Genomic DNA, 25,684 nt, shown 5'->3' with positions numbered 1-25,684 from the left:
CGCCACCCGATGACCACTTTCGCGAGCGGCACCGACACCCTCACGCGGGACGCCCTGACCGTTCTCCAGCCCGGCTTCACCGGCACCACCGCCCCCGACTGGCTGCTGCGCCGCCTCGGCGAGGGCCTCGCCTCGGTGGGCCTGTTCGGCCGCAACATCGCCTCCCCCGCCCAACTCGCCGCCCTGACCGCACAGTTGCGGGCCGAGCGCGATGACGTCCTGGTCGCCATCGACGAGGAGGGCGGCGACGTCACCCGCCTGGAGGTGCGCACCGGCTCCTCCTACCCCGGCAACCACGCCCTGGGCGCGGTGGACGACACCGGCCTGACCCGCGAGGTGGCCCACGCGCTCGGCCGCCGCCTGGCCGCCTGCGGGGTCAACTTCAACTGGGCCCCCTCGGCCGACGTCAACTCCAACCCCGACAACCCGGTGATCGGCGTACGGTCCTTCGGCGCCGCCCCCGACCTGGTCGCCCGGCACACCGCCGCCTATGTCACGGGCCTCCAGTCGGCCGGGGTCGCCGCCTGCACCAAGCACTTCCCCGGCCACGGGGACACCGCCGTCGACTCCCACCACGCGATGCCCCGCATCGACGCCGGCCCCGCGGTACTGGCCGACCGCGAGCTGGCGCCGTTCCGGGCCGCCATCGCCGCCGGGACCAAGGCGGTGATGAGCGCCCACATCCTGGTCCCGGCCCTGGACCCGGACCACCCGGCGACCCTCTCGCCCCGCATCCTCACCGAGCTGCTGCGCGGCGAACTCGGCTATGACGGCCTGATCGTCACCGACGGCATGGAGATGCAGGCCATCGCGGGCACCTACGGCATCGAACGCGGCAGCGTCCTCGCCATCGCCGCCGGTGCCGACGCCATCTGCGTGGGCGGCGGCCTCGCCGACGACGACACGGTACGACGGCTGCGCGACGCCCTCGTGGCCGCCGTGCGCGCGGGTGAGCTGGCCGAGGCGCGGCTCGCGGACGCGGCCGAGCGGGTACGCAAGCTCGCCCAGTGGACGGCGGGCGAGTCCGGGCCGTCCGGCCCCGCCGACGACGAGGTGGGCATGCGGGCCGCCCGCCGCGCCCTGCGGATCACCGGTGACCGCACCCCGCTCACCGCTCCGCCCTACGTCGCCGCGCTCACGCCGGTCGCCAACATCGCCGTCGGCGACGAGACGCCCTGGGGCGTGGCCGCCGAGCTGGCCGGGCTGCTGCCCGGCACCGAGTCGGGCACCTTCACGGGCAGCGTGGCGGCCGGTGCGGTCCTGGCGGCGGCCGGGGAGCGCCGTATCGTCGCCGTCGTCCGCGACGAGCACCGGCACCCCTGGATGGCGGCCCTGACCACCCTGCTCGCGGCCCGCCCTGACACCGTTGTCGTCGAGATGGGGGTCCCCCAGGCGCCGCCCCGGGGCGCGCTGCACCTCGCCACCTACGGCGCGGCGCGGGTCTGCGGCCGGGCGGCGGCGGAGGTTCTCGCGGGGGTCGTCACGGGGGGATGACCCACGGGAGACGGCGAACGCCGGGCGCCCCCTCACGGGGTGCCCGGCGTTCGCCTTCGCCGGTCAGATGCCCTGCCAGTCCGGCTTGTTGGCGTAGGTGTGCCGGAAGTAGTCGGCGAGCTTCAGCTTCGACGCGGCGGCCTCGTCGACGACCACGGTGGCGTGCGGGTGCAGCTGGAGCGCGGAGGCCGGGCATACGGCGGCGACCGGGCCCTCGACGGTCGCGGCGACCGCGTCCGACTTGCCCTCGCCGGTGGCCAGCAGCACCAGGTGGCGGGCCTCCAGGATGGTGCCGATGCCCTGCGTGATGACGTGGTGCGGCACCTGGTCGATGTCGCCCTCGAAGAAGCGCGCGTTGTCGACGCGGGTCTGCTCGGTCAGCGTCTTGATCCGGGTGCGCGAGGCCAGCGACGAACACGGCTCGTTGAAGCCGATGTGCCCGTCCGTGCCGATCCCGAGCAGCTGGAGGTCCACCCCGCCCGCCGCGGCCAGCGCCGCGTCGTAGGCCTCGCACGCCGCCTGGACGTCCGCGGCCTCGCCGTCGGGCCCGTAGAACGCGTCCATCCCGATCCCGAGCGGCTCCAGCACCTCACGCCGCAGCACCGAGCGGTACGACTCCGGGTGCGCGGCGGGCAGCCCCACGTACTCGTCGAGCTGGGCGATCCGCGCCCGCGAGACGTCCACCGCGCCGGAGCGCGCCTTGGCCGCCAGCGCCTCGTACACGGGCAGCGGGGTGGAGCCGGTGGCCACCCCGAGCAGGGCGTCGGGCTTGCCCCTGAGCAACCGCGCCATGGCCTCGGCTATCAGCTCGCCGCCCGCCTTGGCGTCCGGAACGATGACAACTTCCACGCTGGGCCTGCCGTTCTGAAGAGGGGGTCACGGGGATGTGGTTTAGACCAATCTCGGGTCCAATTTAACAGGCGCGGCGCGGCGCGGGGGAGTGCAATGGGAGGGAAGGCACGGGGACCGTCAGGAGGACCGGGAGGACACCCTTATGAGCGGCACGACCCTCGACCCGCGCGGCGACGTCCCCGGCCGGATCATGGCCCGCGAGATGGCCGAACAGCCCGCCGTGCTCCGGCGGCTCCTGGACGAGGGCGCCGGGCCCATCCGGCGGGTGGCCCGGGAGATCGCCGCCCGGAGACCCCGCTTCGTCCTGCTCACCGCCCGCGGCACCTCCGACAACGCCGCGCTGTACGCCAAGTACCTGCTGGAGATCCGCCTCGGCCTGCCCTGCGGGCTCGCCTCGATGTCCACGACCACGGCCTACGGCGCCCGCCCGGACCTCACGGACGTGCTGGTCATCACCGTCAGCCAGTCCGGCGGCTCACCGGACCTGGTCGCCTCCACCCAGGCCGCCCGCGCGGCCGGGGCGATCACCCTCGCCGTCACCAACAACCCCGACTCGGCGCTGGCGGGCATCTCCGAGCACCACATCGACATCCTGGCCGGACCGGAGCGGGCGCTGCCCGCCACCAAGACCTACACGGCCTCCCTGCTCGCCCTCTACCTCTTCGTCGAGGGCCTGCGCGACGGCGACGGCGCCCCCGCGCGGGTGCTGCCCGGCCTGGCCGAGCAGCTGCTCGCCCGGCACGACGAGGTGCGCGCGCTGGCCGCCCGGTACCGGTTCGCCGAGCGCATGGTGATCACCTCACGCGGCTACGGCTACCCCACCGCCAAGGAGGCCGCCCTGAAGCTGATGGAGACCAGCTACATCCCCGCCCTGTCCTACTCCGGCGCCGATCTGCTGCACGGCCCGCTCGCCATGGTCGACAACGTCTCGCCGGTGATCGCGGTGGTCACCGACGGCAGGGGCGGCGAGGCGCTGCGCCCCGTCCTGGACCGGCTGCGCGGACGCGGCGCCGACCTGGTCGTCATCGGCCCCCGGGAACACGTCGAGCGCGCCTCGGCCGGGTTCGTCATGCCCACCGAGAACGTCGCCGAGGAGGTCCAGCCGGTCCTGGAGATCATCCCGCTCCAGCTGCTGGCCCACGAGGTGACCATCGCCCGGGGCCAGGACCCGGACGCCCCGCGCGCGCTGGCGAAGGTGACGGAGACGAGCTGAAGGGGGCGCACCGGCGCGTTGGCGGAAATTGGCGCCGGCATCCGGCCCCGCGGCCGACGCGCGCGGGTTAGGCTGGCCGAGCGTCAAGTCCAGTCAGTCTCCGACAACAAATACCGCCCACGCATGGACACACCCAACTGGTCTAGTCCACAATGTGTGGTGGAAATCAATGCGCGGGGAAGCTGCCTGTTCCCCGCGCAGATCACAAGCCTCCGTCTTCCCCGCACAGGAAGGCGGATCGAGGAACCGGCGCTCTCTGCCCTGACTGCCCCGGCTCCTCATCCTTCGGCCGACCGGGACCGCACACCCCGCGGCCGTTGTTGCTCCGGGCTGCGGTGCCGGGAGGGTTGAGGGTCCCTCTCAGGCGCCGCGGCCCGCGGGTGTTTCCGGGGGGTTCGCGCTTTTAGGCGCCCCGCACACCCCCGGGTACGCTCACAAGGTGCCCTCCATGAACGAACTGGTCCGCCAGCACACCGCCCTCGACGACTCCGACCTCGAGTGGCTCCATCTGCTGGTCTCGGAGTGGCAACTGCTCTCCGACCTCTCCTTCGCCGACCTCGTCCTGTGGGTCCCCACCAGCGACGGCACCCGCTATGTCTCCGTCGCCCAGATGCGGCCCAACACCGGCCCCACCTCCTACCAGGACGACATGGTCGGCCACCTCGTCCCGCGGGGCCGCCGCCCCATGCTGGACGCCGCCCTCGACGAGGGCCGCATCGTCCGCGAGGGCGACCCGGAGTGGCGCGAGGAGGTCCCCGTCCGGGTCGAGTCCATCCCCGTACGGCGCGACGGCCGGGTCCTGGGCGTCATCGCCCGCAACACCAACCTCCTCACCGTGCGCACCCCGAGCCGACTGGAGCTGACCTACCTGCAGAGCGCCTCGGACCTCGCCCAGATGATCGCGGCCGGTTCCTTCCCGTTCCCCAACCAGCAGGTCGACATGGACGCCTCGCCCCGCGTCGGCGACGGCCTGATCCGGCTGGACGCCGACGGCACCGTCCAGTACGCCTCCCCGAACGCGCTCTCCGCCTACCACCGCATGGGCCTCGCCGCCGACCTCGTCGGCCACCACCTGGGCCACACCACCGCCGAACTCGCCCCCTCCCGGGGGCCGGTGGACGAGGCACTCGCCAAGGTGGCCAGCGGCTGGGCCCCGCGCGAGTTCGAGATCGAGGCCAAGGACGGCGTCATCCAGTTCCGGGCGATCCCGCTCAAGCCCAAGGGCACCCGCATCGGCTCCCTGGTACTGCTCCGGGACGTCACCGAACTGCGACGCCGCGAACGCGAGTTGATCACCAAGGACGCCACCATCCGGGAGATCCACCACCGGGTGAAGAACAACCTCCAGACGGTGGCCGCCCTGCTGCGCCTCCAGGCCCGGCGCATCGAGTCCGAGCGCGGTCGCGCGGCGCTGGAGGAGGCCGTACGCCGGGTCGGCTCGATCGCGATCGTGCACGAGACGCTCTCCCAGAACCTGGACGAGCGCGTGGAGTTCGACGAGATCGCCGACCGGGTGCTGGCGATGGTCGCCGAGATCTCACCCGGCAAGGTCACCGGCCGCCGCACCGGCCGCTTCGGCATCCTGGACGCCGAGGTCGCCACCCCGCTGTCGATGGTCCTGACCGAGGTGCTCCAGAACGCCCTGGAGCACGGCTTCCGCGAGGGCGACACCGGCACGGTCGAGGTCTCCGCGGTGCGTGGCGGTACGTCGAAGGAGTCCCGCCTGCTGGTCACGGTGCATGACGACGGGGTGGGCCTGCCCGAGGGCTTCGACCCGCACACCTCCGGAAACCTGGGCCTGCAGATCGTACGGACCCTGGTGGAGGGCGAGTTGGGCGGCACCTTCGACATGGTCCCGGCACCGGAGCGGGGCACCCAGGTGATCCTGGACGTGCCGGTGCGCTCGCAGAAGTAGCCGAGTCGCCCGCGGGTGGGGGCAAAGCAAAAGGCCCCGGACCCATGGGGTCCGAGGCCAGTGCTCGCTGCTGCTGCAAGTTCAAGCGCATCGGGGGTACTGCGCGCTGCGACTCGGGTGGCGGGAGATGCGTACTCGCTGCACGCGCCGCCAAGCTCAGGCTGTCAGCGGGGTGGGTATGTCAGGCGGAGGCCTGACGAGCCCGGTTGCGGGCGGCGCGGCGCTTCATCGCGCGGCGCTCGTCCTCGCTGAGTCCACCCCAGACACCGGAGTCCTGACCGGACTCCAGCGCCCACTGCAGGCACTGCTCGATAACCGGGCAGCGACGGCAGACGGCCTTGGCTTCCTCGATCTGCAGCAGCGCAGGACCGGTGTTGCCGATGGGGAAGAACAACTCGGGGTCTTCCTCGCGGCAAACGGCGCGGTGACGCCAGTCCATGGCTGCTACCTCTCCTTGGTATTACGTGCTGATTGCTTGTGAATGTGAACGCTTTCACGAATCCCTCAACAAGTGAAGGGCCGACCGTCAGGTTTCCCTGCCGTGGTCCTGTGATTTGGAGAGGGGTTCCGGTGATCTGTGGAGCCGGTGTTGCGGGCTGTCCCGATCGCCACGTAGAGACTCGCAAACCTCAGCGGCGGATACAACCCCTTCCGGAAAGTTTTTTTTGATTCCTCGGTGTCGACTAGGTCACAGCCGTACTTCCATGGGGTGGATCGTGGCCTAAACGTTCGAGTGAAAGGACTTCAGCCCTTTCTGCTCACACAATCACACGCAGTGCACGGCGTACGCCTGTGAACGTCACGCTGGTGCGCAGCCCCAGGTGGTCACCGTCCATCTGAAGGGGCAGTGGCGCCTTCGAATGCAAGGTGAAGTCGGTCAGATCGTGCAGGGACACCGCGTGCCTGCCACGGGGGCCGCGCTCGGGGGACGAAGTGAGCAACTGGGTGCCATACCGGGCAACCGCGGCCGTGGACAGACGGCTGAGCCCGAATACGTCGAGCCCGGTATCGAACGAGGCCTTAGGTGACGCGTACATCGGGCGATTGCCGAGGAACGTCCACGGGGCGGTGTTCGAGACTATGGACACCACCAGTCCCTCGACCGGATCCGCGCCGGCCCGCTCCAGGGTGATGGTGCCGTGCCGCCGGTTGGGCTCGCCGAGCAACTGGCGCACCACCTGGCGGACGTAGAGCGCGTGGGTCGACTTCTTGCCGAGTTCGCGCTGCTGCTCGACCCGGCCGACCACGCCCCCGTCGAAGCCGAGCCCCGCGTTGAAGGTGAACCAGCGCGCCGGGACCGCCTCGTCGTCGCTGCCCGGGGTGCCGGAGGCGAGGCCGAGGCCGACGGTGCGCTCGCTGCCCTCGCGCAGCGCGTCGAGCAGGGCGCCGGTGGCCTCCACGGCGTCGTTGGGCAGGCCCAGGGCGCGGGCGAAGACATTGGTGGAGCCGCCGGGGACCACGGCGAGGCCCGGCAGGTGCGCCGGATCCGGACCGGCGTGCAGCAGACCGTTGACGACCTCGTTGACCGTGCCGTCACCGCCGAGGGCCACCACCAGGTCTATGTCGTCGCTCTCCGCCGCCTGCCGACCGAGATCGCGGGCGTGCCCGCGGTACTCGGTGGTGACCGCCTCCAGCTTCATCTCGCTCGCGAGCGCGTGGATCAGCACATCGCGCGTACGTGCGCTTGTGGTGGTTGCCGCCGGATTGACCACGAGAAGTGCACGCATGGAGGGCAGCGTACCTACTGGGGGGTACCGGGCGTAGACCGGAGTGCGGATCGGATGGACCGGAGGGCTACCCTGCTGGGGTGAGCAGTGAGCAGAAGCCCGATGGTTCCGCCCAGCCGGAGAACGGTGAGTCCCGGCCGCGCCGGCTGATGTGGGCCGCCGTGCTCACCGGCCTCGAAGGGCTGGCGCTGATGGTCGGCGGGGTCTGGATCCTCGTCTACGGGCTCATGGGCGAGGCGGACGACCAGCGGCAGGCCGTGACCGGGGGGATCACCCTCGCCGTGCTGGCGCTGCTGCCGCTGCTGGCCGCGCGCGGACTGCTCGGCCGACGCGGCTGGAGCCGGGGGCCCGCCGTCATCACGCAGATCATGGCGCTGCCGGTGGCCTACAACCTGCTCCAGGCCGACAGCGCCTCCATCCCGGCGGGCATCGTGCTCGGGGTCGTGGCGGTCACGGCGCTCGTGCTGCTGATGAACCCCGCGACGACCCGGGCCCTCGGGATCCGGGGACCCGGCAGCGCCGAGAAGTAGCCCGCCAGCTCCCCGGTCACTCCTCCACGAGGAGCTTCTCCCGCAACTGCGCCAGGGTGCGGGCGAGCAGGCGGGAGACGTGCATCTGGGAGATGCCGACCTCCTGCGCGATCTGCGACTGGGTCATGTTGGCGAAGAAGCGCAGCAGCAGGATCCGCTTCTCGCGCGGCGGCAGGTCCTCGAGGAGCGGCTTGAGGGACTCGCGGTACTCCACGCCCTCCAGCGCCTCGTCCTCCGCGCCGAGGGTGTCGGCGACCGCCGGGGACTCGTCGTCGGTGTCGGGGACGTCCAGGGACAGCGTGGAGTACGCGTTGGCGGACTCCAGGCCCTCCAGGACCTCCTCCTCCGAGATCGCCAGCTTCTCGGCCAGCTCATGGACCGTGGGGGAGCGGCCGTGCAGCTGGGACAGCTCGGCCGTCGCGGTGGTCAGCGACAGCCGCAGCTCCTGGAGGCGGCGCGGGACGCGGACCGCCCAGCCCTTGTCGCGGAAGTGCCGCTTGATCTCGCCGACGACCGTCGGGGTGGCGTACGTGGAGAACTCCACGCCCCGCTCCGGGTCGAACCGGTCCACCGACTTGATCAGGCCGATGGTGGCGACCTGGGTGAGGTCGTCGAGCGGCTCGCCGCGGTTGCGGAACCGGCGCGCGAGGTGCTCGACGAGCGGCAGATGCATCCGGACCAGCTGATTGCGCAGCTCCGCGTACTGCGGGCTGCCCTCCCTCAGCTGGCGCAGCTCGACGAACATGGCGCGCGCCCCGCTGCGGTCCGGCGCCTCGTGCTGCGTGCCCTGCACGCCCTGCGCGGCCGCGTCCTGCTCGGAGTATCGCTCGTGCTCGCTCATCGTCCCGCCCGTTGCCCTTCCCCGAGCCCTCGCCGCAGCTCGGACAGGGGTGACCCCGATCCGCCGTTCCAGAGGTGCGCTCTGCCCGGCACCTTCCTGATCCCGCTGCCCGCCGACCGGGAGTTCGGCCTCCGCCGAGTCCCCGGAGTCGTCCTCCGGGTGCGGCCGGGCCTGCTCGGGGATGCCGTCGATGCCGTCCGCCATGCGCCTGGCTCCGTCCGGACCGCCCGCCCCGGGGTCCTCGGCGTCGGCGGAAGGTTGAATTCCGTCCTCGGCCGGCAGCTCACGTGTGCCGCGATCTTCGTCCCGCACCGGCCCGTCCCCGTCCCTCACGCCGGCCCAGGTCCCGCGCCGCGCTGTTTGTAGAGGCTGATCGAAACGGTCTTGTCCTCGTCCACGGCGGAGGAGACCTTGCCCGCGAGGGCGGACAGCACGGTCCAGGCGAAGGTGTCCCGCGAGGGGGCGTGGCCGTCGGTGGTCGGCGCCGAGACGGTGACCTCCAGCGAGTCGTCGACGAGCCGGAAGACACAGCTGAGCACCGAACCGGGGACGGCCTGCTGGAGCAGGATCGCGCAGGCCTCGTCCACCGCGATGCGCAGGTCCTCGATCTCGTCGAGGGTGAAGTCCAAACGGGCCGCGAGACCGGCCGTGGCCGTCCGCAGCACCGACAGGTAGGCACCCGCGGCCGGCAGCCGGACTTCCACGAAGTCCTGGGTCGCGGGCTCGCCTGCGATCTGGGACACCCTCACCTCCAAGGTGGTACAAGCTGTTCGGGGCCGAGGGTCGCCCCTCGGGGAACGCGATGTGGTTCAGCCGTGACGCTACCGCGCCCTCGACGATCCTGTCCCCGGGACCCCATCCCCGTGCTGTCACTCATAGTAAACATACATATACGCACAGTGGCTAGGGGGTCTGCGGGCCCAATTGGGAAGAGCGCGCGCCGGGTTGACGTACCCAGACGTCAGACCGTCGAACCGTCCTGCCGCCGGGACCTTTACCGGTCAGGCCAGGACATGATCGACAAAGCACCAACGCCAGCTCTCGCCGGGCTCGAAGGTCCGCATCACCGGGTGGCCGGTCTCCGTGTGGTGCTCCGTCGCGTGCCGTCCCGGCGAGGAGTCGCAGCAGCCGACGAAGCCGCAGGACAGGCAGAGCCTCAGCTGCACCGGATGCGTGCCCTGCCGCAGGCACACCAGGCACGTGACGCTGAGCGGCTCGGGTTCGGGGTGTGGCAGCGCGTCGGCGTGCGTGCACTGTTTCATGATTGCCAGATTACGACGGGCGTGCGGCCGACCGCGCGGAAAAGGTAGGGGGCGTGAGGGCATGGACGTGATGCCACTGCTGTTGCTGGTGGCGGGCAGCGCGGCGGTCGCGGGGGCGGGGCGGCGCACCCCGGTCCCGGCGCCGCTGCTGCTGGTGGCGGCGGGGCTGGCGGTGTCGTACGTGCCCGGGGTGCCGGACTACCACATCGACCCGCACGTGGTCCTGCCGCTGATCCTGCCCCCGCTGCTGCACCTGGCGGCCATCGACAGCTCCTACCTCGACCTGCGCGCCCAGCTCCGCCCGGTCGCCCTGCTGTCGGTGGGCTACGTGCTGTTCGCCACCGTCGTCGTCGGCTGGGCCACCCATCTGATCGTGCCCGACCTCCCGCTGACCGCGGCGCTGGTGCTGGGCGCGGTGGTGGCGCCGCCGGACGCGGTGGCGGCCACGGCGATCGCGCGCCGGGTGGGGCTGCCGTCCCGGATCACCACGATCCTGCAGGGCGAGTCCCTGGTGAACGACGCCACCGCGATCACCGCCTACCGGGTGGCCCTCGCGGCGGCCGTCGGCGAGGGCGCCACCTGGGCGGGCGGCATCGGCGAGTTCCTGCTCGCGGCGGTCGGCGGCATCGGCATCGGCCTGGTGCTGATGGTGCCGATCCACTGGCTGCGCCTGCACCTGAAGGAGCCGCTGCTGCAGAACACCCTCTCGCTGCTGATCCCGTTCGTCGCGTACGCCGTCGCCGAGCAGGTGCACGCCTCCGGTGTCCTCGCGGTCGTCGTCGTGGCCCTGTACCTCGGCCACCGCGCGTGGCAGGTCGACTTCGCCACCCGCCTCCAGGAGGGCGCGGTGTGGAAGATGGTCGCCTTCGTCCTGGAGTCGTCGGTGTTCGCGCTCATCGGACTGCAACTGCCGGTCGTCCTCAGGGAACTCGAGACGCGCGAGGTCGGCTCGGCCCTCTGGTACGCGGTGGCCGTCTTCCTCGTGGTCGTCGTGGCCCGGTTCGTGTGGGTGTACCCGGCGACCTACCTGCCACGGCTGCTGTCGGCGCGGATCCGGAAACGGGAGGAGAACCCCACCTGGAAGGGGACGTTCATCATCTCCTGGGCCGGGATGCGGGGCGTGGTCTCCCTGGCCATCGCCTTCTCCATCCCGGCGACCATGCACGACGGTGAGCCCTTCCCCGGCCGCAATCTGATCCTCTTCCTGACCTTCACCACCGTCATCGGCACGCTCGTCCTCCAGGGCCTCACGCTGCCCACGCTGATCCGCCTGCTGAAGCTGCCCGGACGCGATGTGCGGGCCGAGACCCTCGCCGAGGCCAACTCCCAGGCGCAGGCCTCCCGGGCCGCCGAGCAGCGCCTGGAGGAACTCCTCGCCGACGAGCGCAACGCCCTGCCCGAGCCGCTCGCCGACCGGCTGCGCGCGGTCCTGGAGCGCCGCCGCAACGCCGTCTGGGAGCGCCTCGGCCAGCCCAACCCGATCACCGGCGAGACCGCCGACGACACCTACCGGCGGCTGGCCCGGGAGATGATCGGCGCCGAGCGGGAGGTGTTCGTCAGGCTCCGGGACGCCCGGTACATAGACGACGAGATGCTGCGCTCGCTGCTGCGCAGGCTGGACCTGGAGGAGGCGGCGGCGTACCGGGAGACGCACCAGTAGCGGGGGCTCTCTACGGGAACGGACGGCCGGTGACGACGGCCGCCACGGTGCTCCCGCGCGGGAAGGCTCCTTCCGCGGCCAGGGTGACAAGGCCGTACAGCATTTTGGCGACATAGAGACGTTCGACGGGCAGCCCGTGCCGCTGTTCGAAGTCCGCGGCGAAGGCGTCGAGTTCGGGGCCGGTACGGGCGTAACCGCCGAAGTGGAAGCGCTCGTCCAGCGACCAGGCACCGCGCGGCCCGCCGAACGCCCGCTCCTGCAGGGCCCGTATCTCCCCGCCGAGGAAACCGCCCCTGAGCACCGGCACCCCCACCGCCCGCTGCCCGGCCGCCAGTCCGGCGGCCAGCCCCGCCAGCGTGCCCCCGGTACCGCAGGCGACGGCCACGACCTCGGCGTGCCCACGCAGTTCCCCGCCGAGGTCCACACAGCCCCGTACGGCCTCGGCATTGCTGCCGCCCTCGGGCACGACGTACGCCCCCTCGGCGTCCGCCGCACGCAGCACACCCGCCAGCACCCCGGCCTCGGTCTTGCGTCGATACGTCGACCTGTCGACGAAGTGCAGCCGCATACCGTCGGCCGCACACCGCGCCAGGGACGCGTTGAGCGGCCGGTCGGCCAGCTCCTGCCCCCGGACCACCCCCACCGTGGGCAGCCCGAGCAGCCTGCCCGCGGCGGCGGTGGCCCGCAGATGGTTGGAGTAGGCACCACCGAAGGTGAGCACGGTGCGACCCCGCGCCGCCCTCAGATTGGGCACGAGCTTGCGCCACTTGTTGCCGATCAGCTCCGGGTGGATCAGATCGTCCCGCTTGAGGACGAGCCCGACGCCGTACCGCGCGAGGCGGTCGTCCGGCACCTCTTGGAGGGGGGAGGGGAGCAGGGGACGCAGGGTGGTGGGGTCGGGTCGGCTGGACACGCCACCATTGTCGGCGACGCGCCCCGGCACTGGGCGGGGGCGATGGTGGCTCGTGTCACTTGAGCCGCTCGCGGATCCGCTCCCGCATCCGCTTCATCGGGAAGCCGCGCGGGTCGGTCTTCCCCGGCTGCCACTCCAGGTGGCCGATGACCGAGCGCTCCGTCCAGCCGTGGTGGCGGCAGATCGCGGCGGCGGCCTTCTCGATGGCCTCGAGCTGGGCCTCGGGCCAGGGGTCCTCGCCGTCGCCGAGGTTCTCGCACTCGAAGCCGTAGAAGTGCCGGTTGCCGTCGGTGTTCGCCTCGTTGTCGGGCGGCAGCGCCTTCTCGGCGATCACGGCGCGCAGGACGTCGTCGTCGCCCCTGCCCGCGTGGTTGGCGCGGCCGTAGCCGACCAGGTGCACCCGGCCGTCCTTGGTGATCACGCCGTGGCACAGCGGCCCGGGCAGGCCCTCGTAGCCCTTGCGGCACAGGTCCACGGTGCGCTTGGTGCCCTTGGTGGCCGTGTGGTGGATCATCACGCCGTGGACCGGTCCCCACGGCCCCTTGTGGTTGCGGTGGTGCTGTCTCCACTCGCCCACCTCGACGACCGTGAGCCCTTCGGCCCGCAGCCGTGCGAGGAACTTGGCCGCGGACATCGGTGAGGCCATGGCCCGCCTCCTTCACCCGTTGCGCGACGACCACCCCGCGCGGTCGCCTCGTATCGCTGGATGTACCAAAACGGAGGCGGCCGGAACCCTCCGTTCGCACAGCGTGCGAGCCGATTCGGACACCAACCGGACGGCTGTGCGGACAGCGCGTCGCCGGGTTGCGACGGCCCCATGAGTCCCAGCGGGGGTCCCCATTTCTGCCCCGGCGGGCGATCAGAAATTCCCGCTCTTTCGGGTAATAGCATCGGCACGCTGAGTGATGGAAGGCTCTTTCGTGAGATCGGTGGCCGGCGCAGATCGCGGCCGGACACACAACCGGGAGGGCAGTTCCATATGTCGGTAGGCGAAGAGGTCCGCACGGAAGAGACCAGGCCGCAGCAGAGCCTCGGCACGGCGGCCGCGCGGAATCTGGCCACCACCACCAAGTCCGTGCCCCAGATGCAGGAGATCAGCTCGCGCTGGCTGCTGCGGATGCTGCCGTGGGTGGACGTGAAGGGCGGCACGTACCGGGTGAACCGGCGACTCACCTACGCCGTGGGCGACGGCCGCATCACCTTCGTGAAGACCGGTGACCGGGTCGAGGTCATCCCCGCCGAACTGGGCGAGATCCCCGCCCTGCGCGGATTCGAGGACGAGGAGGTGCTGGCCGAGCTGGCCCGGCGCTGTGAGCAGCGCGAGATCGCCGCGGGCCAGGTGATCGCCGACTTCGGCAACCAGACCGACGAGGTCTATCTGCTGGCCCACGGCAGGGTCGAGAAGTTCGGCACCGGCCCCTACGGCGACGACGAGAGCCTCGGCATCCTCGCCGACGGCGCCCACCTCGGCGAGCACGCGCTCCTCGACCCGGACGCCATCTGGGAGTTCACGGCCCGCGCGGTGACCGCCTGCACCGTCCTGGTGCTGTCCCGGCAGGACGTCGAGCAGGTCGCGGAGCGCTCGGACTCCCTGCGCGAACACCTGGAGTTCGTGCGCGCGATCCCCGAGCAGCGCACCAACAAGTACGGCGAGAAGGAGATCGACCTCGCCGCCGGCCACGCGGGCGAGCCGGACATCCCGCACACCTTCGTCGACTACGAGTCCCGGCCCCGCGAGTACGAACTGAGCATCGCCCAGACCGTGCTGCGCATCCACTCGCGCGTGGCCGACCTCTACAACCAGCCGATGAACCAGACCGAGCAGCAACTCCGGCTGACCGTGGAGGCGTTGAAGGAGCGCCAGGAGCACGAACTGGTCAACAACCGCGAGTTCGGGCTGCTGCACAACTGCGAGTACGACCAGCGGATCCAGCCGCACGACGGCGTGCCCGGCCCCGACGACATGGACGAGCTGCTCAGCAGGCGGCGCAGCACCAAGCTGTTCCTCGCCCACCCGCGCGCCATCGCCGCGTTCGGGCGTGAGCTGAACAAGCGCGGTCTGGTGCCGGAGACCATCGACATGGGCGGCAACCGCATCCCCACCTGGCGCGGTGTGCCCATCTTCCCGTGCAACAAGATCCCGGTCACCGAGGCCCGTACCACCTCGATCATCGCGATGCGGCTCGGCGAGGAGGACCAAGGCGTCATCGGACTGCGGCAGTCCGGCATCCCGGACGAGATCGAGCCGAGCCTGTCCGTGCGCTTCATGGGCATCAACGAACAGGCGATCATCAAGTACCTGGTGACGGCGTACTACTCGGCCGCGGTCCTCGTGCCGGACGCGCTCGGTGTGCTGGAGAACGTCGAGATCGGCCGCTGGCGGTGACCCTCCCGGTAGGCCTGCCGGGTCCTCGCCCGCCCGGGCGCGTGGACCCGGCGTGGAACCCCCAGGCGCTGGAAAGGCGGACCCCCATCGCGACGCCCCACACCGACAGCACGGACGGCACGCCCGGTCTGCCCGACGCGCAGGAGGCGGCGGAGATCCTCGCGCGCACCAGGGCGGCGGTCGACCCCGAGCTGCGCACGGCCGTCGACTCGCTGCCCGCGGCCCTGCGCCGCATCGCCCGCTACCACTTCGGCTGGGAGCAGGCGGACGGCAGCCCGGCGGCGGGCAACCCGGGCAAGGCGGTCCGGCCCGCTCTGGTGCTCACCGCGGCCGCCGCGCTCGGTGGCGCCCCGGCGCGGCTGGCCGCCGTACCCGCGGCCGCGGCGGTGGAGCTGGTCCACAACTTCACGTTGCTGCACGACGACGTGATGGACCGGGACACCACCCGAAGGCACCGGCCCACGGCGTGGACGGTGTTCGGCGTCCCCGACGCCATCCTCGCCGGGGACGCCCTCCAGGCGGTGGCCCACCGGCTGCTTGCCGAGGACCCGCACCCGGCGGCCACGGCCGCCGCCGCCCGGCTCGCGTCCTGTGTCGTGGAGCTGTGCGCCGGACAGCAGGCGGACACCGCGCTGGAGGGGTGCGCACCCGCCGAGGTCACCCTCGACGAGGTGCTGGCGATGGCCGAGGCCAAGACGGGCGCGCTCCTGGGGTGCGCGTGCGCGATCGGCGGTCTGTACGCGGGCGGTTCGGCGGACGAGGTGGAGGCGCTGGACGCGTTCGGCCGTGAGTCCGGGCTCGCCTTCCAGCTCATCGACGACGTGATCGGTCTGTGGGGCGACCCGGGCCGCACCGGCAAACCGGCCGGTGCCGACCTCGCCGCCCGCAAGAAGACCCTGCCGGTCGTAGCCGCCCTCTCCTCCGGCACCCCGGCGGCCGGGGAACTCGCCGAGTTGTACGAGGCGCCGTACGACAAGGGCGATCTTGAGCGCACGGTCCAGGCCGTGGAGCGGGCGGGCGGGCGCGACTGGGCGCAGGTCCAGGCGGCCGACCGGATGTCCCGGGCGATGCACGAGCTGGCCCGTGCCATCCCGTCGCCGGAGTCCGCGGGGGGTCTGCTGGCCCTCGCCGAGTACGTGACCCGCCGCACCAGCTGAGGCAGGGTCCGGCCCCGGAGCCCCGGCCGCGTGGTTCCTGCCCCGCGCGGCCGGGGCTCCGGCCCGGTGGGCCCGCACCCGCCACCTCGTGCGGGCCCACCCTTTCGTCGTACCGATAGGCTCAACAGCCGTAGGAGCAGGGCTTGTTGATGCCTCAACGACAGGGGAGCGGGCATGGGTGCGGCGATACGGGCGGCGGGCCGGGACGACCGTGAGCGGATCGTCCGGCTGCTGGACGAGGCCTTCCAGGACGACCCGGTGAGCGGCTGGGTCTTCCCCGGCGCGGAGTACCGCCGTGCGACCCACCACCGGCTCATGACCGCGTTCACCGAGATCGTGCTCGCGGAGGGGCGGATCGACCTCGCCGAGGACGGCACGGCCTGCGCGCTGTGGCTGCCGACCCCGGCCGGGGCGCACGACCCCGACGACGACGGGCCCGCCCAGTTGCGCGCCGTCGTCGACCCGGCCAACGAGCGCGTCGAGCTGATCGGCAGGCTGACGGCCGACATCCACCCCGCGGACCGCGCCCACGAGTACCTGTGGATGATCGGCGTGTCCCCGCACCGCCAGGGCCAGGGACTGGGCACCGCACTCATCGGCTCGGTCCTCGAGCGCTGCGACCGCGAGGGGACGCCCGCCTACCTGGAGGCCAGCAGCGCCCGCAGCCGAGGCCTCTACGAGCGGCTCGGCTTCGAACAGCACGGCCCCGCGCTGCGACTGCCCGACGGCCCCTTGATGTGGCCCATGTGGCGCGAGCCCCAGCAGCCCTGAGTCAGGCCGGGGTCAGCCCTCTCCCTCCGGCACCACCGCCGCCACGATCCGCGCCACCAGCCCCTCCGGAACACTCGCCCCGGGCAGCGCGCCGTCCAGCACGCCCGGCAGCGTCAGGTGCTCCACGAGCAGCCCCAGCATGGCGAGATAGAGCACGGTGACGGTGGTGTCGTCCCCGGGCAGCCCGGCCTCACGGTGGAACCGCATGCCGTACTCCAGCTGGCCGCGCACCGAGTCGGTGTAGGAGGCGCGCAGTTCCGGGCGCCGGGTGGCCTCGAGCCGTAGCTCCAGCAGGGCGAGGTGGCCGGTGCGGTCCCGTTCGGCCCGGGCCATCAGGTCGTGCATCAGCGCCGTGACGAGCGACCGGTCCCTCGGCAGGCTCATCAGCCCGGCGAGCACCTCCGGGTCGGGGGTGAGCCGCACCTGCACCCGGGCGTCGATCTGGCGCAGCAGGTCGTCGCGCGAGGCGAAGTAGTTGGAGGCGGTGCCCACCGGCACCCCGGCGGCCGAGTCCACCGCGCGGAACGTCAGCCCACGGGCACCCTCCCGCGCGAGCACCTCGATGCCCGCGTCCACCAGCGCCGCCCGGCGCTCCGGATTGCCCGCCATACGGAATCCCCTCTCTCACTTCCATCCGGCGCCGAAATGCCCTTGCAACCACTACGCCCGAAGTACTACAACTGCAGTTGTTGAAACGAAGGCAGCCTACGGAAAGAGACCGGCTTGCGAAAGCTCACCTATGTCATCGCCTGCTCGCTCGACGGCTTCATCGGCGACCCGACGGGCGACGCCACCTCGATGCTCGCCTACCTGGACGAGGAATACCTCGGCCACCTCACCACGGAGCACCCGGACACCGTGCCGACGCAGGGCCGCAAGGGGCTGGGCATCGACGACGTACCGAACAGGCGCTTCGACACGATCATCCAGGGCCGCCGCAGCTACGACCTGGCCCTGAAGGAGGGCGTCACCAGCCCTTACGCCCATCTGCGCGAGTACGTCGCCTCGCGCACCCTCAAGGAGTCCCCGGACCCGAACGTCGAGATCATCGCCGACGACCTGGTGGGCAGGGTCCGCGCCCTGAAGGCCGAGGACAGCCCCCTGGACATCTACCTCTGCGGCGGCGCGGAGATCGCCGGTGCGCTGCGCGACGAGATCGACGAACTCGTCATCAAGACCTACCCGCAGGTGTACGGCTCCGGCATGCCGATGTTCGCGGGCACGGGCTTCGCCGTCACCGACTTCACCCTGGAGTCGGTGCGCGCCTTCGGCAACGGCGTACTGATCCGCGCGTACAACAGGAAGCGCTGAGCCGTCCGCCGCCCTACCCTTGGGGCATGGGCAGCGAAACGAACGTCTGTCCCGCCTGCGGACAGCCCGTCGATACGGTGGTGCACCGTCACAAGACACTGGGTGCCTGGGTCCCCAAGTGGGTGGCAGGCCCGTGTCACAACGCCGACTGCGAGGCGTACGTCCCGGAAGGCGCCGAACCCCACGCGGAACGGCACCACCGGGCCCCCGCGCCGCAGCCGCCGGACGCCCCGGCGGCCCGGGAGGCACGACAGCCGACCCAAGCCGCCGAGAAAACCACGGGAAATTCCTGAGCAGCGTGTCGAGAACCCCGGACCGGCTCCGACGTCCCCTGTGAAGCCGCCCACCGAGGGCGGCCCCATCGAAGTCGAAGGAGCGGACCGATGAAGTACCTCGTCATGGTGCAGGGCACGCAGGCGGACTACCACGCGATGACCGGCAAGGGCTCGGAGACCTCTCCGGCCTGGTCGGAAAAGGACATCCAGACGATGTTCGAGTTCATGAGCGCGATCAGCAACGACCTCGCCGAGTCCGGCGAACTGGTCGACGCCCAGGGACTCACCGAACCCGCCAAGGCCCGGCACGTCAGCCTGGACGCGGACGGCAGGACGGTGATCACGGACGGCCCGTACGGCGAGACCAAGGAACTCCTGGCGGGCTACTGGGTCCTGGAGTGCGAGAGCCTGGAGCGGGTCACGGAGATCGCCGCCCGGGTCGCCCGCTGCCCCCAGCCCGCCGGGGCCCCCGAGTACCCGGTCGTCATCCGCCCCATCGCGGACGGCTCCGGGGACGTCGCCTGAGCACCGTGCGCCCGTTCTCCGAGACCGAGGACCTGTTGCGCCGCCACGCGCCGCAGGTCCTCGGCGCGCTGGTCAGACGGTACGGACACTTCGACGCCGCCGAGGACGCCGTACAGGAGGCGCTGCTCGCGGCGGCCGGGCAGTGGCCGTCGGCGGGCGTGCCGGACAACCCGCGCGGGTGGCTCATCAAGGTCGCGGCGCGGCGGCTGACCGACGCGTTGCGCAGCGAGCGGGCACGGCGGCAGCGCGAGGAACGGGAGGCGGCGCTCACCCCGAGGGACGCCTGGACGGCCCCGCCCCCGGGCGCCGACCGCGCCCCGCGCGAGGACGACACCCTCTCCCTCCTCTTCCTCTGCTGCCACCCCGACCTCACCCCACGCGCGCAGATCGCCCTCACCCTGCGCGCCGTGGGCGGTCTGACCACGGCGGAGATCGCCCGCGCGTACCTGGTCCCCGAGGCGACCATGGCCCAGCGCATCAGCCGGGCGAAGCAGAAGGTACGCGGCACGGGCTTCGGCCGCCCGCAGCACTGGGCCGAACGCCTCCCGGCGGTCCTGCACACCCTCTACCTGATCTTCAACGAGGGCTATACGGCCACCTCGGGTACGTCCCTGACCCGCCGCGAACTCGCGGGCGAGGCCATCCGCCTCACCCGCACGGTGCACCGCCTCCTCCCCGACCACGGCGAGGTGACCGGCCTCCTGGCCCTCATGCTCCTCACCGACGCCCGCCGCGACGCCCGCACCGGCCCGCACGGCGAACTGATCCCGTTGGACGAACAGGACCGCGACCGCTGGGACAGAAAGGCGATCGAAGAGGGCGTAGCCCTGATCACCCAGGCACTCTCCCTCCGCCGCCCGGGCCCGTACCAACTGCGCGCCGCGATAGCAGCGGTACACGACGAGGCGTCCTCCGCGGAGACCACCGACTGGCGGGAGATCCTGGGCCTCTACGACATCCTGGTCACCCTGGTCCCCGGCCCCGTCGAACGCCTCAACCGCGCGGTAGCGGTCGCCATGGCCCACGGCCCTCGAGCCGGTCTGGCCGAACTGGACGCCCTCGCCCCCGAACTGACCACGGGCCACCGTTTGGACGCCGTCCGCGCCCATCTCCTGGAGCGCGCGGGCGACTTCCCCGCCGCCCGCACCGCGTACGAGTCGGCCGCCACGAAGACCCTCAGCCTCCCCGAGCAGCGCTACCTACGCTCCCGGGCGGCGAGACTGCCCCACTAGCAACGCGACCGTCCCGGTGTGACCACCACGCTCGGCCCACTCAACCGGGGAACAACCGGTCCCGCCGTCCTCCCGCAGCCACGGATCGGCCCCCCGCGCGAGGAGTTGCCGCACGACCTCCTCATGCCCCCACGCCGCCGCCGCGCACAACGGCGTCCCCTCCGTCACCCCACGACTCTCCACGTCGGGCGAGGCCCCCGCCGCCAGCAGCGAGCCGACGACCTCGCTCGCGCCCCCGACCGCGGCGGCGTACAGCGGGGTGGTGCCCTCCGGGTCAGCCCCGTCGGGGTCGGCACCGGCACGCAGGAGGGCCCGTACGGCGTCGACCTCACCGAACATCGCGGCCCGGACCAGGGCCTTCGACGACTTCTTACGGCGGCGTCTGTTCACGGACCACAGCGTAGGCCGTCATGTCCACTGGGCCAGCGGCGGAGACAACTCCCGCTCGACCAAGGGCTTCAGCCCTGTGTCCCAGCGCTTTGCCAGGTGCCGCATCCGCGCGCTGGCGGCGCTGTGCTGAGTCGCCGCCGCGAGGGCGGCGAGGGCGAACCGCACGGCTTCGTCCTCGCTGTCCCAACGGCCCAGAAGGTACGGTGCCGCGGCCTCGACCGCGCGGCGGGCCGCGAGTTCGTCCGCCGTCTCCGCCAGGGGAAGGCCCCGTCGGACAGTAGGTCCTCCGGCGTCACGGTCGGCGTCCGGGGGAACGAAACCGCACCCGGACCCTCACGGACGCCGTTCTCGGCGGCCAGCGGGCCGGGTGCGGGTGGGAAAATATGAGGGCCGGGGTCAGGCCTTCTTGGTCTCCTAGTAATGGGCCGGGTCGGTGGCCTGCGGGGATGTTTCCTGCGGGGCGCTGACCTGGCCTTTTGGCGATTGGTGGCGATGGGAGGCGACGGTCTTGAGCGGGTGTCTTGCGGACTGGGTGCGGACTGCCGGACCCAAGAAATGTTGCTGTCGTGTGTGGGGTAGTCCGTCTTGCGAGGGGCGTGGGTTAGCAAATGGGGATCTGCTGTGCCCTGAGGACTCTGTAGCTGCTTCGCAACTTAATCATCGGCATGTCACGGGAACGTGCGACCGTCGACAGCGCACTCAGTCAGCGGCGGGTTCCATCCCAAACTGGTGAAGAAGACCGCTGGCGACCTCACGGGCGCACTCTCGCAAGGCTTCGCCGTCGGCGTTGGGTGCCAGTTCACTGGAGGAGGGCAACAGGCGCTTCGGGCGGCGGGTGCCTTCGACCACTTCCATCCGGCCCCAGTCGTAGTCGAAGGGGACGAGGCGTCGACCAGTGCTGGTCGTCGCTACCGTGGCAGTGATCTCGACAGCAGTGTCTGGGGCACGGTGGAGGCGGTGCAAGTCGGCCAGAACGAGTGCTTCCTGGGCGACGGTCCTCAGGACCAGGGTGTCCACTGCGGTGTCGTCGCCAGCGGCCAGGTGGGTACTCACGTCGACGCAGACGACGACAGACCCGTCGTGGTGCAGCTCGATGAGGGCTCCACGGCCGCGGCTGCGGCGGTCAGGGACGAGAAAGTTGCTGCCAATCCAACGTCGCAACCCAACACGTACATCGTCGGCCAGGCGGTTGGAGAGGACCGCAGGTCTGGCGCCCCCGATCCGAGCCGCCGACACTGTCGACTGCCGAAGAATTTCAGCAGCCTCACTCCGGGTCGGCGCTGGCACCAGCTGGGGGACGGGCCGAGTGAGCAAGGTGGCGACGACCAGCCACGCGTGAGAGTCCTCGGACTCACTCATGACGACTTCGGTCACCTCTGCGAGACGATCTTTAAGGAGCGTGTCTGCCGTGGCCCGGCGGGCGAACCGTTCTTGGTAAGCACGGGCGACCTGGTGCTCGGTCATATAGAAGGTGTCGTCGTTGACCCGGAAGGGGGCGTTGAAGGTGACCCGATCTTTGTCCTTCTGTTCCCATCCGTACTGAAAGTGCGGGGCCATCTCGCTGGGTGGGATGTCGACAACCAGGATATCCGGGCCGCTGCCGCCTGGGGCTGGCAGCTCAATGAAGTCGACACCGGAGACATAGGGCTGAATGCCGTTGCGTACGGCGCTGAGCATCTGCTTCTTATCGGCTGACACGAGGTCGACGCCGACCAGGTCGATTTGGTCGCTGACGCCGTACACGAGCAGCCCGCCCCGGGTATTTGCCATGGCGGCAACGTCCTTGGCGAACTCGTTCCAGATGCCCGGCTTCGGCGCGAAGCTCGGCAACTTCTCCTTCCAGTCGAGGTCGTCGCTCTCGGCGAGCTTGTCCGTTACGGCGGCAGCGACCATGTCGAATGTGAGGGGGCCGGGACGGTGACCGAGGTGCTCGTGCAGCCGAGTCCATGAACGTGCCATTGCGCCACTCTAAGCTCGTATGGCCGACTGTTGGACGGACCTCCTCGCTACTTTCGGGCCACCAGATAGGGACCCCTGCACTGGGCGACGTCATCTTCTGCGCCAGTCTTACCCGCGGTGTGCGAGGAGGTCGTAGGCGCCACGACGATGCTCACGCTTGCATCGCCCGGAGTCCCAAGCCCAGCGTCGGTGCGCGGTGGCGTCCTGTTGCTGCGGGATCGGATACCTGCTCGGCACCCGCTTCCAGGCCACGACCGAGGGAAGCGGAGGGACACCGAGCGCAACATGCTTGCGGTGGCCCGGCGTGGCACACCGAACGCACGCTTTGCGACCCTTCCTCGGGATCGGGGACGGCAGGATTGAGTCGCAACTGCGCCGCACCCCCTCCGCGAGGTGCGGATGCTTCACCCGCACCTCGGTGGTCTTGGCGCCTAGACCAGGTCGAAGTGCTGGCTGTGGAGGTTGAACTCACGGGCGCGCGGTGGAGTCGGTATGGCTGCTGCGGTAGTCAGGTAGCCGGTTACGGCGGGGTGATTCTGGTGCGGTGACGCACATCGGCAGGGCTAAGGAGGGACGCCTCGCTACTGCCGGAGAATGCTCATGATCTCGCTCGCCTTGGCTATCGCGGCTCGGGGTCCGTACGCCACCATCGAAGCCAGCAGCGCGGTACTGCCCGCCAGGACGATGTCGACGCCCGCTGGGAGCCCGAGCAGCACACCAAGACACAGGGACACCACGGCAGCGACGACCACGGCCATTAGTCGAAGCCCTTCTCTATTGACCACTGGGGTGGTGCTGCGCAGGCTTTGCTCGGGCAGGAGCGTGCTGACGTTCCCCGCGGCGAAGCTGTTCGCGATCTTTGCCAGTAGTGCGGCCAGGCTGCGAAGCGCTCCATCGCCCTTGGCGTCGACTTGTGCCTCGGCCAGTTGAAGCTTGGCCACGACGAGGGCGGCATGGTTCTTGGCGTTCCGCTGTCGTGGAGATCCTCGGCCGACGCTGTTCGTGATGCGGTGGACGCGCAGAAGCGAGCGCCGGACTGTGGAGCAGGTATCGTCCAAATGCCTGAGTTCCTGTGGCCGGTCGCTTGTATCCGAGCGGGCCACAGCGTCGCACGCCTCGATGGCGGCCATGATCGAGAGTAGAAGCGTGTATCCCGCGATGGCTTTGTTGCGCCGGGCTGCCCACATCAGAAGGGGTAGCGTCACAGCAGCGAGTAGGAGGGCCGATGGCTGCAGGCTCGGCTGTACCTTCCGTGTCTCGATCGTTTTAATCACTGCCATGACAAGGTCCGTGCATCCGGCACCGATCAGAAAGGTCAGCAGCCAGTAGCGAAGCTTCACGCTCGCAGCAGTCTTCTTGCCCGCCTCCCGGAACGTCTGAATCGGCAAGTCCTCCAGGCCAAGGCGTTGCAGAGCCTCAGCTGTTGGAGCCATATCCCTTTCTGCGACTCTCGCGTTCCACGCCGACCACCATGTCTGCAGTGGTCGGATCCGACGTGCGGTCCACGCAAGTATGCGGTAGGCCGAAACCGCAATCGCGGCCAGGAGTACACCCCCCACCACTGACCGCTGTATCGCGGCCGCGCGCTCCCAGTCAAAGTTCATGTGGTGATCCTGGCGCAGAGCACTGACAACCGTGGCAGATCTGCTTGATCAGCGCGGCGGTGGGCCGTGTTTGCTGTCGCGGCTAACCCGGTGGAGGATTTCAGGGCAGGTAGGACGACTTTGGGGAGTCACGGTTGTGCCCCTTCGCTGGCCGGTTTGGTGGGCGACTTCGGGCTAGTGACCAGCGGTACGTTCGATTTCGATGGCGAGGGCGCCGAGGGCTTCCTTCTCGGCTGGGTAGATGGCCCGGATGTTGGCGATCTGCTGCTCGCGAGTGGCGGTCGGGTTGATGTTCGCTGGTCCCTCCCCGTCGAGCAGCGCCTCGAAGTCGGAGTACTCGGTGACCCGCTTGACATTGACCTCACACGTCTCGTCGGTGCCCTTGATGCGGAAGCGGATGACGTCACCTGCGGCCAGGTCGGCGAGGTGCGGGTATTTAACCCGCACCTCGATGGTCTTGCTGCCTGCGGCGACGAGGTCGAAGTACTGGCGGTAGAGGTTGAGCTCGCGGACGCGGGCGCTGGTGTCGGTCATGGTGGTGGAACGCTCCTGGTGGCTGGTGCAGTCATCATGCGGCCGATCTCGGAAGCCGAGTACGCGCGGAAGAAGTGGCGGGGGTCGGACAGCAACGTATCGGTCATGGCCAGCAGTTGCTCGGCGTACTCGGCGACGGTGCCGGGCCATTGCCGAGTGTCGAGCATCCAGGCGGCGGTGCCCTCGGGCAATGGCGCACGGTGCTCGCGGATCAGCGACTTCGACAGCTTGGCGCCGGTGTCGGTGACTACCTGCGGGCAGAACAGGCGAGCGGGGAGCTGGGCGCGGGTGAGGCCGACGGCCTGGAGGGCCTCGTCGACCAGGTGGGAGCCGAAGACCCAGTCGCCGCCTTTGACCATGACGTGCAGGATGCCGTGCGGGTTGGACAGGCAGAGTTCCTTGACCGCGTTGCGGTACAGGGTGGCCAGGTCGAGGTAGGCGCCCGCTGTCGGGGTGATGGTCGCCTGGTAGGGGCCGTGGTGAAGGCAGGCGGCAGCCACTTCTGCGGTCTCGCGGGCTGTGAGGTGGACGCGGGTGCGTTCGGCGTGTTTCTCGGCCCAGCCGCAGCCGGGGTGCGGGCAAGGGACGCGCAGGTGTGGGGTGCCGGTGGAAGGGGCGAGCCACCAGCGGGCGGCGTCGAGGCGGGGCAGGAGGCGGAGCCAGGTGCGGCGGAAGTGCGCGCCGGCCTGCTGATGGCTGTAGGTCTCGACCCGGTGGGGGATGCCCAGGTGCCGGGACAGAGCGGTGAACAGGGGTTGGTAGAGGGCGGTGACGAGGTCGGTCAGAGCCTCGTCACCGAGGGCCTGGGCGTAGGCGCGCTGGTAGCGGTGACCGCTGACCGGGTCGGTGGTCAGCTCGTAGGGGGCGTTGTCGAGGGCGCTGAACAGGACTTCGGTGGGGATGCCGAAGCGGTCGCGAAGGCGCGCGGCCATGGCGAAGGCCAGGGACTGCACGAGTGAGGTGCCGATGTGCGGGGCGCCGTTGATCTGGGTGCCGACGACCAACACGATCCGCTCGGGTGGGGTGGCCAGGATGCGTGGGGTCAGAACGTCCTCGGTGTGGTGGAGGGCGTTGGCCAGGACTGTGTTTGGTGAGACGGGGTGGGGCGTCACGGGATGTCCCCCTGGGTTGGG

The 25,684-nt window shown here is 70.7% G+C and carries 25 protein-coding genes; 11 read left to right on the top strand and 14 right to left on the bottom strand.

The features are described from left to right. Positions 1–9 precede the first annotated feature (9 nt). Positions 10–1,494 carry a glycoside hydrolase family 3 protein gene (locus ACFVQG_RS19540; protein WP_383384379.1) on the top strand — a complete coding sequence of 495 codons (1,485 nt, stop codon included), beginning with the start codon at positions 10–12 and terminating at the stop codon, positions 1,492–1,494. A 63-nt stretch (positions 1,495–1,557) separates the two neighbouring features. Here the strand turns inward: ACFVQG_RS19540 and nagB are convergent, their stop codons facing one another. After that, positions 1,558–2,343 (bottom strand): glucosamine-6-phosphate deaminase, encoded by a 786-nt coding sequence (gene nagB / locus ACFVQG_RS19535; RefSeq protein WP_383384376.1) that lies wholly within the window; start codon positions 2,341–2,343, stop codon positions 1,558–1,560. A gap of 145 nt (positions 2,344–2,488) precedes the next feature. On the opposite strand from nagB, the gene ACFVQG_RS19530 reads away from it, so the two are divergent. Together ACFVQG_RS19530 and ACFVQG_RS19525 are read left to right on the top strand one after the other, a co-directional pair. Further along, a complete protein-coding gene (locus tag ACFVQG_RS19530) occupies positions 2,489–3,559 on the top strand; it encodes an SIS domain-containing protein (RefSeq protein ID WP_383384373.1) in 1,071 nt (356 codons plus the stop codon). A 448-nt stretch (positions 3,560–4,007) separates the two neighbouring features. Further along, complete coding sequence (locus tag ACFVQG_RS19525; protein WP_383384370.1) at positions 4,008–5,474, top strand: sensor histidine kinase; 1,467 nt, start codon at positions 4,008–4,010, stop codon at positions 5,472–5,474. A gap of 181 nt (positions 5,475–5,655) precedes the next feature. Here the strand turns inward: ACFVQG_RS19525 and ACFVQG_RS19520 are convergent, their stop codons facing one another. Beyond that, positions 5,656–5,913 (bottom strand): WhiB family transcriptional regulator, encoded by a 258-nt coding sequence (locus tag ACFVQG_RS19520; protein ID WP_029383210.1) that lies wholly within the window; start codon positions 5,911–5,913, stop codon positions 5,656–5,658. A 319-nt stretch (positions 5,914–6,232) separates the two neighbouring features. Further along, entirely contained in the window at positions 6,233–7,201 is a 969-nt protein-coding gene (locus ACFVQG_RS19515) for a diacylglycerol/lipid kinase family protein (protein WP_383384367.1), read from the bottom strand. 80 nt (positions 7,202–7,281) lie between these two features. Here ACFVQG_RS19515 and ACFVQG_RS19510 point away from each other — a divergent pair, with 80 nt between their 5' ends. Beyond that, entirely contained in the window at positions 7,282–7,731 is a 450-nt protein-coding gene (locus ACFVQG_RS19510) for a hypothetical protein (protein ID WP_383384364.1), read from the top strand. Positions 7,732–7,747: 16 nt separating this feature from the next. On the opposite strand, the gene ACFVQG_RS19505 is transcribed toward ACFVQG_RS19510, so the two are convergent. From ACFVQG_RS19505 to ACFVQG_RS19495, 3 genes are all read right to left on the bottom strand, one after another. Beyond that, positions 7,748–8,905, bottom strand: a complete 1,158-nt coding sequence (locus ACFVQG_RS19505; protein ID WP_383384361.1) for an RNA polymerase sigma factor SigF — start codon at positions 8,903–8,905, stop codon at positions 7,748–7,750. After that, a complete protein-coding gene (locus ACFVQG_RS19500; RefSeq protein ID WP_004925829.1) occupies positions 8,902–9,315 on the bottom strand; it encodes an anti-sigma regulatory factor in 414 nt (137 codons plus the stop codon). The genes ACFVQG_RS19505 and ACFVQG_RS19500 overlap by 4 nt, the downstream gene beginning before the upstream one ends. 258 nt (positions 9,316–9,573) lie before the next feature. Continuing rightward, positions 9,574–9,834 carry a UBP-type zinc finger domain-containing protein gene (locus tag ACFVQG_RS19495; RefSeq protein WP_383384358.1) on the bottom strand — a complete coding sequence of 87 codons (261 nt, stop codon included), beginning with the start codon at positions 9,832–9,834 and terminating at the stop codon, positions 9,574–9,576. A 61-nt stretch (positions 9,835–9,895) separates the two neighbouring features. On the opposite strand from ACFVQG_RS19495, the gene ACFVQG_RS19490 reads away from it, so the two are divergent. Further along, complete coding sequence (locus ACFVQG_RS19490; protein WP_383384355.1) at positions 9,896–11,494, top strand: Na+/H+ antiporter; 1,599 nt, start codon at positions 9,896–9,898, stop codon at positions 11,492–11,494. A 10-nt stretch (positions 11,495–11,504) separates the two neighbouring features. Here the strand turns inward: ACFVQG_RS19490 and ACFVQG_RS19485 are convergent, their stop codons facing one another. Continuing rightward, positions 11,505–12,407 (bottom strand): 1-aminocyclopropane-1-carboxylate deaminase/D-cysteine desulfhydrase, encoded by a 903-nt coding sequence (locus ACFVQG_RS19485; protein WP_383384353.1) that lies wholly within the window; start codon positions 12,405–12,407, stop codon positions 11,505–11,507. A gap of 55 nt (positions 12,408–12,462) precedes the next feature. Continuing rightward, positions 12,463–13,053, bottom strand: coding sequence for an N-acetylmuramoyl-L-alanine amidase (locus ACFVQG_RS19480; RefSeq protein ID WP_383384350.1), 591 nt, complete (start codon positions 13,051–13,053; stop codon positions 12,463–12,465). Positions 13,054–13,386: 333 nt separating this feature from the next. Here ACFVQG_RS19480 and ACFVQG_RS19475 point away from each other — a divergent pair, with 333 nt between their 5' ends. The 3 genes from ACFVQG_RS19475 (at position 13,387) to ACFVQG_RS19465 (ending at position 16,721) form a co-directional block, all read left to right on the top strand. Further along, positions 13,387–14,793 (top strand): family 2B encapsulin nanocompartment shell protein, encoded by a 1,407-nt coding sequence (locus tag ACFVQG_RS19475; RefSeq protein WP_383384347.1) that lies wholly within the window; start codon positions 13,387–13,389, stop codon positions 14,791–14,793. Positions 14,794–14,879: 86 nt separating this feature from the next. Then, a complete protein-coding gene (locus tag ACFVQG_RS19470; RefSeq protein WP_383385548.1) occupies positions 14,880–15,950 on the top strand; it encodes a family 2 encapsulin nanocompartment cargo protein polyprenyl transferase in 1,071 nt (356 codons plus the stop codon). Between the two features lie 174 nt (positions 15,951–16,124). Continuing rightward, the gene (locus ACFVQG_RS19465) at positions 16,125–16,721 is read left to right on the top strand and encodes a GNAT family N-acetyltransferase (protein WP_383384344.1); all 597 of its coding nucleotides are present in this window, start codon (positions 16,125–16,127) and stop codon (positions 16,719–16,721) included. Between the two features lie 12 nt (positions 16,722–16,733). On the opposite strand, the gene ACFVQG_RS19460 is transcribed toward ACFVQG_RS19465, so the two are convergent. After that, positions 16,734–17,330, bottom strand: a complete 597-nt coding sequence (locus ACFVQG_RS19460; RefSeq protein WP_383384341.1) for a TetR/AcrR family transcriptional regulator — start codon at positions 17,328–17,330, stop codon at positions 16,734–16,736. A 114-nt stretch (positions 17,331–17,444) separates the two neighbouring features. On the opposite strand from ACFVQG_RS19460, the gene ACFVQG_RS19455 reads away from it, so the two are divergent. From ACFVQG_RS19455 to ACFVQG_RS19445, 3 genes are all read left to right on the top strand, one after another. Then, positions 17,445–18,032 (top strand): dihydrofolate reductase family protein, encoded by a 588-nt coding sequence (locus ACFVQG_RS19455; protein ID WP_383384338.1) that lies wholly within the window; start codon positions 17,445–17,447, stop codon positions 18,030–18,032. Positions 18,033–18,415: 383 nt separating this feature from the next. Beyond that, positions 18,416–18,832: a YciI family protein gene (locus tag ACFVQG_RS19450; protein WP_383384335.1), complete on the top strand. Its 417-nt coding sequence runs from the start codon at positions 18,416–18,418 to the stop codon at positions 18,830–18,832. A gap of 5 nt (positions 18,833–18,837) precedes the next feature. Then, positions 18,838–20,064 (top strand): RNA polymerase sigma factor, encoded by a 1,227-nt coding sequence (locus ACFVQG_RS19445; protein ID WP_383384332.1) that lies wholly within the window; start codon positions 18,838–18,840, stop codon positions 20,062–20,064. Here ACFVQG_RS19445 and ACFVQG_RS19440 read toward each other — a convergent pair. From ACFVQG_RS19440 to ACFVQG_RS19420, 5 genes are all read right to left on the bottom strand, one after another. Then, positions 20,032–20,454 carry an ankyrin repeat domain-containing protein gene (locus tag ACFVQG_RS19440; protein WP_383384330.1) on the bottom strand — a complete coding sequence of 141 codons (423 nt, stop codon included), beginning with the start codon at positions 20,452–20,454 and terminating at the stop codon, positions 20,032–20,034. The two genes, ACFVQG_RS19445 and ACFVQG_RS19440, sit on opposite strands and share 33 nt — an antisense overlap. 699 nt (positions 20,455–21,153) lie before the next feature. Then, entirely contained in the window at positions 21,154–22,413 is a 1,260-nt protein-coding gene (locus tag ACFVQG_RS19435) for a helix-turn-helix domain-containing protein (RefSeq protein WP_383384327.1), read from the bottom strand. Between the two features lie 581 nt (positions 22,414–22,994). Continuing rightward, on the bottom strand, positions 22,995–24,017 hold the full coding sequence (locus ACFVQG_RS19430; RefSeq protein WP_383384325.1) for a hypothetical protein: 1,023 nt from the start codon (positions 24,015–24,017) through the stop codon (positions 22,995–22,997). A gap of 174 nt (positions 24,018–24,191) precedes the next feature. Then, on the bottom strand, positions 24,192–24,551 hold the full coding sequence (locus tag ACFVQG_RS19425) for an ASCH domain-containing protein (RefSeq protein ID WP_383384322.1): 360 nt from the start codon (positions 24,549–24,551) through the stop codon (positions 24,192–24,194). After that, positions 24,548–25,663 (bottom strand): hypothetical protein, encoded by a 1,116-nt coding sequence (locus tag ACFVQG_RS19420; protein ID WP_383384319.1) that lies wholly within the window; start codon positions 25,661–25,663, stop codon positions 24,548–24,550. The genes ACFVQG_RS19425 and ACFVQG_RS19420 overlap by 4 nt, the downstream gene beginning before the upstream one ends. Positions 25,664–25,684: the final 21 nt, after the last annotated feature.

Origin of the sequence: Streptomyces sp. NPDC057877, assembly GCF_042796855.1 — a bacterium.
Classification (GTDB): Bacteria; Actinomycetota; Actinomycetes; order Streptomycetales; family Streptomycetaceae; genus Streptomyces.
This window is presented reverse-complemented; position numbering and strand designations above follow the sequence as displayed.